This window comes from Serratia marcescens, from assembly GCF_029846115.1.
Taxonomy (GTDB): domain Bacteria; phylum Pseudomonadota; class Gammaproteobacteria; order Enterobacterales; family Enterobacteriaceae; genus Serratia; species Serratia marcescens_L.
In genome coordinates this window covers 909,311-921,731 of record NZ_JARVZZ010000001.1, presented here as the reverse complement: position 1 = coordinate 921,731, position 12,421 = coordinate 909,311, and the positions used below count along the sequence as shown (strand labels likewise).

The window sequence follows — 12,421 nt, the reverse complement described above, 5'->3', positions numbered from 1 at the left end:
ATGCATCGCTAACGGATGTTCTGATAAAGAAACGAATTATGAGCGCAGAGCATAAGCAGTCCTTATCGGCGGTAACCCTGGCGGCCATCGGCGTGGTCTACGGTGATATCGGCACCAGCCCTCTCTATACGCTGAGAGAGTGTTTCTCCGGCCATTACGGCTTCGATGTTCGTCCAGACGTGGTTTTCGGCTTCCTGTCGCTGATTTTCTGGATGCTGATCGTGATCGTTTCCCTCAAATATCTCACCTACGTGATGCGCGCGGACAACGCCGGCGAGGGCGGCATTCTGACGCTGATGTCGCTGGCCGGGCGCAATACCTCGGCGCGCACTACTGCGGTGCTGGTGATACTGGGCCTGATCGGCGGTAGCTTCTTCTATGGCGAGGTGGTAATCACCCCGGCGATCTCGGTGATGTCGGCAATAGAGGGGTTGGAAATCGCCGCGCCTGCGCTCGACGCCTATATCGTGCCGCTCTCCATTCTGGTGCTGACGCTGCTGTTTGTTATCCAAAAGCACGGTACCGGCAGCGTCGGTAAGCTGTTCGCCCCGGTAATGCTGCTGTGGTTCATCGTGTTGGCCGTGCTGGGTGCGCGCAGCATCATTTCGAACCCGGAAGTGCTGCAGGCGCTGAACCCCAAATGGGCGCTCAACTTCTTCATGGAATATAAGAAGGTGTCGTTCTTCGCGCTGGGGGCAGTGGTGCTGTCGATCACCGGCGTCGAGGCGCTGTATGCCGATATGGGGCACTTCGGCAAGTTCCCGATTCGCCTGGCCTGGTTCACCGTGGTGTTGCCATCGCTGGTACTTAACTACTTCGGCCAAGGCGCGCTGCTGCTGAAAAACCCTGAGGCGATCAAAAACCCGTTCTTCCTGCTGGCGCCCGACTGGGCGCTGATCCCGCTGCTGATTCTGGCGACCCTGGCGACGGTCATCGCTTCGCAGGCGGTGATTTCCGGCGTCTTCTCGCTGACCCGCCAGGCGGTGCGTCTGGGTTATTTGTCGCCGATGCGCATCATTCACACCTCGGAAATGGAATCCGGCCAGATCTATATTCCGGTGATCAACTGGACGCTGTACATCTCGGTGGTGCTGGTGATCATCGGCTTCGAGCACTCCAGCAACCTGGCGGCGGCATACGGCATCGCCGTAACCGGCACCATGGTGCTGACCAGCATTCTGGTCACCTCGGTGGCGATCAACAACTGGCACTGGAATCGCTTCCTGGCGATCGGCATCGTGGCCATCTTGCTGATCATCGACGTGCCGATGTTCTCCGCCAACGCCCTGAAGCTGTTCTCCGGCGGCTGGTTGCCGCTGACGTTGGCGCTGGTGATGTTCATCATTATGACCACCTGGAAGAGCGAGCGCTTCCGCCTGCTGCGCCGCCTGCATGAACACGGCAACTCATTGGAGGCGATGATCGCCTCGCTGGAGAAATCGCCGCCGGTGCGAGTGCCGGGTACCGCGGTGTTCCTGTCGCGCGCCACCAACGTCATTCCTTTTGCGCTGCTGCACAACCTGAAGCACAACAAGGTGCTGCATGAACGCGTGGTGCTGCTGACGCTGCGCACCGAGGATGCGCCTTACGTGCACAACGTGCGCCGGGTGACCATCGAACAGCTGTCGCCGACCTTCTGGCGGGTGGTGGCCAGCTACGGCTGGCGCGAAACGCCGAACGTCGAGGAAGTGTTCCACCGCTGCGGGCTGGAAGGGTTGCCGTGCCGCATGTCGGAGACCTCGTTCTTCATGTCCCATGAATCGCTGATCCTCACCAAGCGGCCGTGGTACCTCTACCTGCGCGGTAAACTGTTCGTCGCCCTGAGCCGCAATGCGCTGCGCGCGCCGGATCAGTTTGAGATCCCGCCGAACCGGGTCATCGAGCTCGGTACGCAGGTCGAGATCTAACCCGCCTGATAAGGGGCTCAGCATGGCTGAGCCCCTTTTGTTTGTGCATTGCCCGGGTGTGAACGAAACGTTTCGATAGCGATCACACTTCTGCATTGTCCCGGTTGCCTTCCCCTGCCGTTTTTTTAAACTCCCTCAGAGAGCGAAACGTTTCGCTGGTGGAGTGAGAAGATGAAAAAAGGCGTATTACTGAATTCCGACGTGTCTGCCGTGATTGCCCGGCTGGGGCATACCGACCAGCTCACCCTGTGCGATGCGGGCCTGCCGATACCGGCGGTGACGCAGCGCATCGATCTGGCGCTGACGCAGGGCGTGCCGACCTTCCTGCAGGTGTTCGCGGCGGTCACGCAAGAGATGCAGGTAGAAAGCGCCATCCTGGCGGAAGAGATCGTGAAACAGAATCCGTCGCTCCACGAGGCACTATTGGCTGAGCTGACCGCTCTGGGCCAACGCCAGGGTAACACCATCAGCGTGCGCTATATCAGCCATCAGGCGTTTAAAGCGCAAACCGAGCACAGCCGGGCGGTGATCCGCAGTGGGGAGTGTTCGCCTTATGCGAACGTGATCCTGTGCGCCGGCGTAACTTTCTGAGGCGCGTATGCAACCTTTACTGCAACTGAAAGGGATTGATAAAGCCTTTCCCGGCGTGAAGGCGCTTTCCGGCGCCGCCCTCAGTGTCTATCCCGGCAAGGTGATGGCGCTGGTGGGGGAAAACGGCGCCGGGAAGTCCACCATGATGAAAGTGCTGACCGGCATCTACCAGAAAGATGCCGGCAGCCAGTATTTTCTCGGTAACGAGGTGGTGTTCAACGGGCCTAAGGATTCGCAGGAAGCGGGCATCGGCATTATTCATCAGGAGCTGAACCTGATCCCGCAGTTGACGATTGCGGAAAACATCTTCCTCGGCCGCGAGTTCGTCAACCGTTTCGGCCGCATTGACTGGAAGCGCATGTATGCCGAGGCCGATCGCTTGTTGGCGCGTCTCAATCTGCGCTACAGCAGCCACCGGCTGGTGGGCGAGCTGTCGATTGGCGATCAGCAGATGGTGGAGATCGCCAAGGTACTGAGCTTCGAATCGAAAGTGATCATCATGGACGAACCGACCGATGCGCTGACCGACACCGAAACCGCCTCGCTGTTTAAGGTGATCAACGAGCTGAAGGCCGAAGGGCGCGGCATCGTTTATATCTCGCACCGCCTGAAAGAGATTTTTGAAATCTGCGACGACGTGACCGTGTTCCGCGACGGGCAGTTTATCGCCGAGCGGCCGGTGAGCGAGCTGCAGGAAGATTCGCTGATTGAGATGATGGTTGGCCGCAAGCTGGAGGAGCAGTACCCGCGCCTTGATTTGCCGCGCGGGGAAAAACGGCTGGAAGTCAGCCACCTTTCCGGTCCCGGCGTTGAAGACGTCAGCTTTACGCTGTACCGCGGCGAGATCCTCGGCGTGGCCGGGCTGATGGGCGCCGGGCGTACTGAATTGATGAAGATCCTGTACGGCGCCGCCCCGCGCAAGGCTGGCGCCGTCAACCTGGACGGCCGCGAGGTGGTCACCCATTCGCCGCAGGACGGGTTGGCGAACGGCATCGTCTATATCTCGGAAGACCGCAAGCGCGACGGCCTGGTGTTGGGCATGTCGGTGAAGGAAAACATGTCGCTGACTGCGCTGCGCTACTTCAGCCGCGCCGACGGCAGCCTGAAACAGGCTGACGAGCGGCAGGCGGTGGGGGATTTCATCCGGCTGTTCAATATCAAAACGCCCTCGATGGAGCAGCCGATCGGCCTGCTTTCCGGCGGCAACCAGCAAAAAGTGGCGATCGCCCGCGGTCTGATGACCCGGCCGAAGGTGCTGATCCTCGATGAGCCGACGCGCGGCGTCGACGTCGGCGCCAAAAAAGAGATCTATCAGTTAATCAACCAGTTCAAGCAGGAAGGGCTGAGCATCATTCTGGTGTCTTCGGAAATGCCGGAGGTGATGGGCATGAGCGATCGCATTCTGGTGATGCACGAAGGGCATCTCAGCGGCGAGTTCCCGATTGAACAGGCCACCCAGGAAGCGTTGATGGCGGCAGCCGTCGGCAAGCAATACGGCGTAAAGCAGGAGTAATCAGATATGAGTTCCCAGACTATCGCAGCTAAGCGCTGGTTCAGTAAAGAGTGGCTGTTAGAGCAGAAGTCGTTGATTGCGCTGCTGGTGCTGATCGCCGTGGTCTCTTCCATGAGCCCGAACTTCTTCACCCTGAACAACCTGTTCAATATTCTGCAGCAGACCTCGGTGAACGCCATCATGGCGGTGGGGATGACGCTGGTGATCCTCACCTCCGGCATCGATCTGTCGGTGGGATCGCTGCTGGCGCTGACCGGCGCGGTGGCGGCGTCGATCGTCGGCTTTGAGGTCAACGCGCTGGTGGCGGTGGCGGCGGCACTGGCGCTCGGCGCCGCGGTTGGCGCCTGCACCGGGGTGATCGTTGCCAAAGGCAAGGTGCAGGCCTTTATCGCCACGCTGGTGATGATGTTGCTGCTGCGCGGCGTCACCATGGTGTACACCAACGGCAGCCCGGTCAACACCGGTTTCACCGACGTGGCCGACACCTTCGGCTGGTTTGGCATCGGCCGCCCGCTGGGCGTGCCTACGCCGATCTGGATCATGGCGATCGTGTTCATCGCCGCCTGGTATATGCTGCACCATACGCGCCTGGGCCGCTATATTTATGCCCTGGGCGGCAACGAAGCGGCGACCCGTCTGTCCGGCATCAGCGTCGATAAAGTGAAGATTATCGTTTACTCGCTGTGCGGCCTGCTGGCGGCGCTGGCCGGGGTGATCGAAGTGGCGCGCCTGTCGTCGGCGCAGCCGACCGCCGGCACCGGCTATGAGCTGGACGCCATCGCCGCCGTGGTGCTGGGCGGCACCAGCCTGGCCGGCGGCAAGGGCCGCATCGTCGGTACGCTGATCGGGGCGCTGATCCTCGGCTTCCTGAACAACGGCCTGAATTTACTGGGTGTTTCTTCCTACTACCAAATGATCGTGAAGGCAGTGGTGATACTGCTGGCGGTTCTGGTAGATAACAAAAGCAACAAGTAACCTCCCCCTACAGGAATCACGATGATGAAAATGAAAAAACTGGCAACCTTAGCCTCCGCCATCGCGCTGAGCGCCACCCTGAGCGCCAATGCCATGGCCAAAGACACCATCGCGCTGGTGGTGTCCACCCTCAACAACCCGTTCTTCGTCTCGATGAAGGACGGTGCGCAGCAAGAGGCCAACAAGCTGGGTTACAACCTGGTGGTGCTGGATTCCCAGAACAACCCGGCGAAAGAGCTGGCCAATGTGCAGGATCTGATGGTGCGCGCGCCCAAGCTGCTGCTGATCAACCCGACCGACTCTGATGCGGTGGGCAACGCCATCAAGATGGCCAACCAGGCGAAGATCCCGGTCATCACGCTGGACCGTGTGGCGAGCAAGGGTGACGTGGTGAGCCACATCGCTTCTGACAACCGCGTGGGCGGTAAAATGGCCGGCGACTTCATCGCCAAGAAAGTGGGCGCCGATGCCAAGGTGATTCAGCTGGAAGGCATCGCCGGCACCTCCGCCGCGCGTGAACGCGGTGAAGGCTTCAAGCAGTCGCTGGATCAGAATAAATTCAAACTGTTGGCCAGCCAGCCGGCCGATTTCGATCGCACCAAGGGCCTAAACGTGATGCAGAACCTGCTGACCGCGCACCCGGATGTGCAGGCGGTGTTCGCCCAGAACGATGAAATGGCGCTGGGTGCGCTGCGCGCGCTGCAAACCGCCGGTAAAACCGACGTGATCGTGGTAGGCTTCGACGGCACCGCCGACGGCGTGAAAGCGGTCGAAGGCGGCAAGCTGGCGGCGACCGTGGCGCAGCGTCCCGATCAGATCGGCGTGATCGGTGTGGAAACCGCCGATAAAGTGCTGAAAGGCGAAAAAGTGCCGGCGACCATCCCGGTCGATTTGAAACTGGTCACTCAGTAAGTCATACCAGCGCCATCGGAACGGGGCGTTTACGATGGCGCGCAATTCAGGAATCAATGCGATGGAAACAGGTAAGCTGGTGGTTCTTGGCAGCATCAATGCCGACCATATCCTCAATATTGAACAGTTCCCCCACCCGGGCGAAACGGTGATAGGGAAGCAGTATAAGGTGGCGTTTGGCGGTAAGGGCGCGAATCAGGCGGTGGCGGCCGGGCGCAGTGGGGCGGAGATCGCCTTTATCGCCTGTGTGGGCGCCGACGATATCGGCGAACGTGTCCGCCGGCAGCTGGCGAGCGATCGTATTGATACCCAACCGATTGAAGCCATCGCCGACAGCACCACCGGCGTGGCGCTGATCTTCGTCAACGCCCAAGGCGAGAACGTGATCGGCATCGATGCCGGCGCCAACGCCGCGGTGACGCCGGATTACCTGGCGCGCTACCAACAAAAAGTGATCGATGCCGATGCCCTGCTGATGCAGCTGGAGTCGCCGCTAGAGACGGTGATCGCCGCCGCCCGCCTGGCGAAGCAGCATCACACGCAGGTGATCCTCAACCCGGCTCCGGCACGCGAGCTGCCGGACGAGCTGCTGGGCATGATCGATATGATCACCCCGAATGAAACCGAAGCCGAGCGCCTGACCGGCATCGCCGTGGACAACGACGCCGATGCGGCGCGCGCGGCGCAGGCGCTGCACGACAAGGGCATCGCGACGGTGATCATCACCCTTGGCAGCCGCGGCGTGTGGCTGAGCGAAAACGGCAACGGCAAACGGGTGCCCGGCTTCAAGGTGCAAGCGGTGGATACTATCGCTGCCGGCGATACCTTTAACGGTGCGCTGGTCACTGCCCTGTTGGAAGGCAAGATCATGGCCGACGCGGTGCGTTTCGCCCATGCGGCGGCGGCGATCGCCGTGACCCGCCCTGGGGCGCAGCCTTCGGTGCCGTGGCGTGAAGAGATTGACGCCTTCTTGCAGCAGCAGGGGTGATCCTTTGGCCACCATGAAAGATGTCGCCCGTCTGGCGGGCGTTTCAACCTCTACCGTTTCGCATGTGGTCAACAACAATCGCTTTGTCAGCGACAGCGTGCGCGACAAAGTCATGGCGGCCGTAGAACGGCTGAACTATGCGCCTTCCGCGCTGGCGCGCAGCCTGAAGCTCAACCAGACGCGTACCATCGGCATGCTGGTGACCGCCAGCAACAACCCGTTTTATGCCGAAGTGGTGCGCGGCGTGGAGCGCAGCTGCTATGAACGCGGCTACAGTTTAATCCTGTGCAATACCGAAGAAGACGCCGCGCGCATGAACCGCAGCATGGAGACGCTGCTGCAAAAGCGCGTCGACGGTTTGCTGTTGATGTGCACCGAAAACCACCGGCCATCGCAAGATGCCCTGAGCCGCTACCCGTCACTGCCGATCGTCATGATGGACTGGGCGCCGTTCGAGGGTGCCAACGACATTATTCAGGATAACTCGCTGCTGGGCGGCGAGATGGCGACCGATCATCTGATCGCCCGCGGCTACCGCAAGATCGCCTGCATCGCCGGCCCGCAGGATAAAACCACCGCTCGTCACCGACTGGAAGGCTATCGCAACGCGATGCGTCGCGCCGGATTGCCGGTTCTGCCTGGGTATGAAGTGCATTGCGATTTTGAGTTTGAGGGCGGCGTGAACGCCATGCACCAACTGCTGGCGCTGGATGAGCCGCCGCATGCGGTGTTCGCCGGTAACGACGCGGTGGCGGTGGGCGTTTATCAGGCGCTGTATCAGGCCGGGCTTTTCGTGCCGCAGGATATGGCGGTGATGGGCTACGATGACATTGAGCTGGCGCGTTATCTGGCGCCGCCGCTGAGCACCATTCATCAGCCGAAGGATTCGCTGGGCGAACTGGCGATCGATGCGCTGATCAACCGCCTGCAAAACCCGGAGCGCGCGCCCCAGGTGCTGGTGCTGACGCCCGAGCTGGTGGAACGCGCCTCGGTGGGCCGCCGTTAACTCGCCGCCTTAGCTTCTTTCTTGCTTTCCTGGCCGCTGATCAAATTGCGGCCATCCTTCCTTCTCAGCAACGTAAACACCAGCGCCGATGCCACGGTGACGATCCCCATGGTGATAAAGGTGTAATGGAAGTGGTCGATCATGGTGCCTAACGACAGGGATTCGTAAAAACGCAGCACCGCCGCGCTGATTGCCACGCCGAAGCTGATGGACAGCTGCTGGGTGACCGCCAGGACGCTGTTGCCGGCGCTGGCGTTGGCGTCGTTCAAATCCGCCAGGCTGATGGTGTTCATGGCGGTGAACTGGGTGGACATCGCCATGCCCAGCACGAACAGCGGCAGGATCATCAGCCACAGCGGCATGCCCGGGCTTTGCAGGGAGAATTGGGCGATCAGAACCCCGATGATGACGGTGATGCCGACCAGCGTTTTACGGTAGCCGAACCAGCGCAGCACCTGAGTGACGGTGGATTTCGCCATCAGCGAACCGATGGCGGTCGGCGCCATCATGCAGCCGGCGACGATCGCCGTGTAGCCGAATCCCACCTGCAGCATGAGCGGCATTAAAAACGGTACGCAGCCGGTGCCCAGCCTGGAGGCGACGTTGCCGGCGATGCCGACCGAGAAGGTGCGGGTTTTGAACAGGTCGAGACCGATCAGAGGCTGAGTATGGCGGCGGGCGTGCGCGATGTAACCGAACAGCATCACGAAGCCGCTGAGCAGAATACCCAGCGAAACATAGCTCGCCAGTACTCGCTCGCCAAACAGCTCCAGCCCGGTGGAGATCAGCACCAGGCTCAGGCCGAACAGCATAAAGCCAAGAAAATCGAAGCGGCGTTTGGGCGTGGTGAAGTCCGGCATGTATTTGCGCGCATAGAAGATGCCGAGCAGGCCGATAGGGATATTGATCAGGAAAATCCAGTGCCAGGTGGCGTAGGTGACCAGCCACCCGCCCAGCAGCGGCCCCAGAATCGGCCCGACCAAGCCGGGCATGGTGACGAAGTTCAGCACCGGCAGCAGTTCGCTGCGCGGGTAGGCGCGCAGCAGTGCCAACCGCGCGACCGGCATCATCATCGCGCCGCCGATGCCCTGCAGCACGCGAGAGGCAACCAGCACGCTCAACGTAGGGGACAGGGCGCACAGCAGCGAGCCGAGGGTGAATAACGTGACGGCGAAGATGAACACGCGCCGGGTGCCGAAGCGGTCTGCCAGCCAGCCGCTGACCGGGATCAGCATTGCCACCGTCAGCGTGTAGCTGATGACGGCCGATTGCATCGCCAACGGCGAACGCCCGAGGCTTTGGGCGATCGCCGGCAGCGCGGTGTTGAGGATAGTGGCGTCCAGCGCCTGCATAAAGAACGCCATTGCGGCGATCCACGGTAGTCCTGCCATACTGCGCGCGGATTGGGTCATGGTCGGTCCTGGTTAAATGGTCGTCTGTCCCTCGTCTCTTTCTTCTATATATAAGCGGGGAGCGTGTCTAGTCTTTCTCTTTCAGCAGCACCTGGCAGGCGACGAGCGCGCCGGTGCTGTCTCCGGCGAGTATCGCATCGACGATAGCCTGATGATGGCGCAGCTTGATCACTTCATTACCGGTGATGGCGCGGAAGTAGCTTTGGTACACCGAACTGAACAGGTTGGCGAATGAGGTCAGGAACGGGTTGCCGCTGGCCTCGTAGATGAGCTGGTGGAATTGGGTATCGACCTGGATCCAACGCTCGCGGTCAAACTGGGTATGCAGTGCGCGCATTTCCGCCATCAGCTCCGCCAGCAGCTTGGTTTGCTGCGGGCTGGCGTGGTTTGCCGCCAATGCGCAGGCTTGCGGCTCCAGCGAGGTGCGCAGGATAAGGAAGTGTTGCATTACCTGATCGAAGTTTTCCCGCGTCATCCACCAGGTCAATAAATCCTGATCGAGGAAATTCCATTGGCTCTGCGGCATCACGCGGGTGCCGATGCGCGGGCGCGGTAGCAACATGCCTTTGGCGGCTAACATTTTTACCGCTTCGCGTACTGCGGTGCGGCTGACGCCGAATTGCTCGCCCAGTTCCATTTCACCGGGCAGGATGCTGCCGGCCTGATAATTGCCCGCCAGAATTTGTTGGCCGAGTTTCTCTGCAAGCAGATAAGAAAGATTGCGTTGGGCGGCCTGTTGTTGTGCATTTAACGGCATGGCTGCGGGTCCTTACTGACATCGTTATTTCTATTTTACTCCAGTGATCGCCAGCTTTTATGGCTGTTTGCCTGAAAAAGTGACATAAATTCGCCGCTTTTTCGCCCTTTTGCCGAAAAAAACCGCGATTGAAAAGTTTTTTGCATTTAGGGGTTGCGGCCCGCCGAGAACTCCCTATAATGCGCCTCCACTGACCGGGAACAACGACTGACAAGTCGCCGGGTCAGCGAGAGGAAAGCGAAATAAACGCTTGACTCTCCGGGTGAAAAGCGTAATATACGCCACCTCGAGTTAGCAAGCGAAAGCACCTAACTCACTGCTCTTTAACAATTTATCAGACAATCTGTGTGGGCACTCCACAAGACGATATCCAGCATCTTCGGATGCAAAAAAATATCAAGTCTTGAAGAGTGACTAACTGAAGTAAAATTCATGCAGTAAATCTTTGAGCATCGCTTCTCGAGTGGAAGCAAATCAAGCTTTTAATTGAAGAGTTTGATCATGGCTCAGATTGAACGCTGGCGGCAGGCTTAACACATGCAAGTCGAGCGGTAGCACAGGAGAGCTTGCTCTCTGGGTGACGAGCGGCGGACGGGTGAGTAATGTCTGGGAAACTGCCTGATGGAGGGGGATAACTACTGGAAACGGTAGCTAATACCGCATAACGTCGCAAGACCAAAGAGGGGGACCTTCGGGCCTCTTGCCATCAGATGTGCCCAGATGGGATTAGCTAGTAGGTGGGGTAATGGCTCACCTAGGCGACGATCCCTAGCTGGTCTGAGAGGATGACCAGCCACACTGGAACTGAGACACGGTCCAGACTCCTACGGGAGGCAGCAGTGGGGAATATTGCACAATGGGCGCAAGCCTGATGCAGCCATGCCGCGTGTGTGAAGAAGGCCTTCGGGTTGTAAAGCACTTTCAGCGAGGAGGAAGGTGGTGAGCTTAATACGCTCATCAATTGACGTTACTCGCAGAAGAAGCACCGGCTAACTCCGTGCCAGCAGCCGCGGTAATACGGAGGGTGCAAGCGTTAATCGGAATTACTGGGCGTAAAGCGCACGCAGGCGGTTTGTTAAGTCAGATGTGAAATCCCCGGGCTCAACCTGGGAACTGCATTTGAAACTGGCAAGCTAGAGTCTCGTAGAGGGGGGTAGAATTCCAGGTGTAGCGGTGAAATGCGTAGAGATCTGGAGGAATACCGGTGGCGAAGGCGGCCCCCTGGACGAAGACTGACGCTCAGGTGCGAAAGCGTGGGGAGCAAACAGGATTAGATACCCTGGTAGTCCACGCTGTAAACGATGTCGATTTGGAGGTTGTGCCCTTGAGGCGTGGCTTCCGGAGCTAACGCGTTAAATCGACCGCCTGGGGAGTACGGCCGCAAGGTTAAAACTCAAATGAATTGACGGGGGCCCGCACAAGCGGTGGAGCATGTGGTTTAATTCGATGCAACGCGAAGAACCTTACCTACTCTTGACATCCAGAGAACTTAGCAGAGATGCTTTGGTGCCTTCGGGAACTCTGAGACAGGTGCTGCATGGCTGTCGTCAGCTCGTGTTGTGAAATGTTGGGTTAAGTCCCGCAACGAGCGCAACCCTTATCCTTTGTTGCCAGCGGTTCGGCCGGGAACTCAAAGGAGACTGCCAGTGATAAACTGGAGGAAGGTGGGGATGACGTCAAGTCATCATGGCCCTTACGAGTAGGGCTACACACGTGCTACAATGGCATATACAAAGAGAAGCGACCTCGCGAGAGCAAGCGGACCTCATAAAGTATGTCGTAGTCCGGATTGGAGTCTGCAACTCGACTCCATGAAGTCGGAATCGCTAGTAATCGTAGATCAGAATGCTACGGTGAATACGTTCCCGGGCCTTGTACACACCGCCCGTCACACCATGGGAGTGGGTTGCAAAAGAAGTAGGTAGCTTAACCTTCGGGAGGGCGCTTACCACTTTGTGATTCATGACTGGGGTGAAGTCGTAACAAGGTAACCGTAGGGGAACCTGCGGTTGGATCACCTCCTTACCTAAAGATATTAGTTCGAGTGGCGTGCTCACACAGATTGTCTGATGAAAAGTAACGAGCAAAGCGCTACCTGTTGATGCCATGAGTCATTCATGCTGATACGAACCGATTAAGTTATTCAGTTTAATCGGATTTTCGTGTCCCCATCGTCTAGAGGCCTAGGACACTGCCCTTTCACGGCTGTAACAGGGGTTCGAATCCCCTTGGGGACGCCATTCCGATAATGAGTGAAAGACATTATCACCGGTTAGCGATAACCGAAAAAATCTTAAAGATGACTTGCGAGTCATGTTTAAGATATTGCTCTTTAACAATCTGGAACAAGCTGAAAATTG

General features: G+C 58.8%; 9 protein-coding genes, 1 tRNA gene and 1 rRNA gene. 9 read left to right on the top strand and 2 right to left on the bottom strand.

All coding sequences use genetic code 11. The annotated features are described in order from the left end of the window. Positions 1-38 precede the first annotated feature (38 nt). The 7 genes from kup to rbsR all read left to right on the top strand — a co-directional run bounded on the left by kup (position 39) and on the right by rbsR (position 7,892). Positions 39-1,907: a low affinity potassium transporter Kup gene (gene kup, locus QDT79_RS04255; protein ID WP_130018602.1), complete on the top strand. Its 1,869-nt coding sequence runs from the start codon at positions 39-41 to the stop codon at positions 1,905-1,907. A 171-nt stretch (positions 1,908-2,078) separates the two neighbouring features. Beyond that, positions 2,079-2,498: a D-ribose pyranase gene (rbsD, locus tag QDT79_RS04250; RefSeq protein ID WP_308316224.1), complete on the top strand. Its 420-nt coding sequence runs from the start codon at positions 2,079-2,081 to the stop codon at positions 2,496-2,498. Between the two features lie 7 nt (positions 2,499-2,505). Beyond that, complete coding sequence (gene rbsA / locus QDT79_RS04245) at positions 2,506-4,011, top strand: ribose ABC transporter ATP-binding protein RbsA (protein WP_063989190.1); 1,506 nt, start codon at positions 2,506-2,508, stop codon at positions 4,009-4,011. Between the two features lie 6 nt (positions 4,012-4,017). Next, on the top strand, positions 4,018-4,986 hold the full coding sequence (rbsC, locus tag QDT79_RS04240; protein WP_019455467.1) for a ribose ABC transporter permease: 969 nt from the start codon (positions 4,018-4,020) through the stop codon (positions 4,984-4,986). Between the two features lie 24 nt (positions 4,987-5,010). Next, complete coding sequence (gene rbsB / locus QDT79_RS04235; protein WP_025160300.1) at positions 5,011-5,898, top strand: ribose ABC transporter substrate-binding protein RbsB; 888 nt, start codon at positions 5,011-5,013, stop codon at positions 5,896-5,898. 61 nt (positions 5,899-5,959) lie between these two features. Beyond that, positions 5,960-6,886, top strand: coding sequence for a ribokinase (gene rbsK / locus QDT79_RS04230; RefSeq protein ID WP_063989191.1), 927 nt, complete (start codon positions 5,960-5,962; stop codon positions 6,884-6,886). A 4-nt stretch (positions 6,887-6,890) separates the two neighbouring features. Then, a complete protein-coding gene (rbsR, locus tag QDT79_RS04225) occupies positions 6,891-7,892 on the top strand; it encodes a ribose operon transcriptional repressor RbsR (protein WP_107227546.1) in 1,002 nt (333 codons plus the stop codon). On the opposite strand, the gene mdtD is transcribed toward rbsR, so the two are convergent. Both mdtD and QDT79_RS04215 read right to left on the bottom strand, forming a co-directional pair. Further along, positions 7,889-9,304, bottom strand: a complete 1,416-nt coding sequence (gene mdtD / locus QDT79_RS04220) for a multidrug transporter subunit MdtD (RefSeq protein WP_063989193.1) — start codon at positions 9,302-9,304, stop codon at positions 7,889-7,891. The two genes, rbsR and mdtD, sit on opposite strands and share 4 nt — an antisense overlap. A 67-nt stretch (positions 9,305-9,371) precedes the next feature. Then, positions 9,372-10,061 (bottom strand): FadR/GntR family transcriptional regulator, encoded by a 690-nt coding sequence (locus QDT79_RS04215; RefSeq protein WP_130018599.1) that lies wholly within the window; start codon positions 10,059-10,061, stop codon positions 9,372-9,374. A gap of 483 nt (positions 10,062-10,544) precedes the next feature. Between QDT79_RS04215 and QDT79_RS04210 the strand changes: the two genes are divergently transcribed. After that, positions 10,545-12,086, top strand: a 16S ribosomal RNA gene (locus tag QDT79_RS04210). Between the two features lie 139 nt (positions 12,087-12,225). Beyond that, positions 12,226-12,301: transfer RNA gene (locus QDT79_RS04205), tRNA-Glu, on the top strand. The last annotated feature ends 120 nt before the right edge of the window (positions 12,302-12,421 follow it).

Coding starts and splice junctions, on each gene's coding strand:
- kup (WP_130018602.1), top strand. CDS start 39: ATGAGCGCAGAGCATAAGCAGTCCTTATCGGCGGTAACCCTGGCGGCC.
- rbsD (WP_308316224.1), top strand. CDS start 2,079: ATGAAAAAAGGCGTATTACTGAATTCCGACGTGTCTGCCGTGATTGCC.
- rbsA (WP_063989190.1), top strand. CDS start 2,506: ATGCAACCTTTACTGCAACTGAAAGGGATTGATAAAGCCTTTCCCGGC.
- rbsC (WP_019455467.1), top strand. CDS start 4,018: ATGAGTTCCCAGACTATCGCAGCTAAGCGCTGGTTCAGTAAAGAGTGG.
- rbsB (WP_025160300.1), top strand. CDS start 5,011: ATGAAAATGAAAAAACTGGCAACCTTAGCCTCCGCCATCGCGCTGAGC.
- rbsK (WP_063989191.1), top strand. CDS start 5,960: ATGGAAACAGGTAAGCTGGTGGTTCTTGGCAGCATCAATGCCGACCAT.
- mdtD (WP_063989193.1), bottom strand. CDS start 9,304: ATGACCCAATCCGCGCGCAGTATGGCAGGACTACCGTGGATCGCCGCA.
- QDT79_RS04215 (WP_130018599.1), bottom strand. CDS start 10,061: ATGCCGTTAAATGCACAACAACAGGCCGCCCAACGCAATCTTTCTTAT.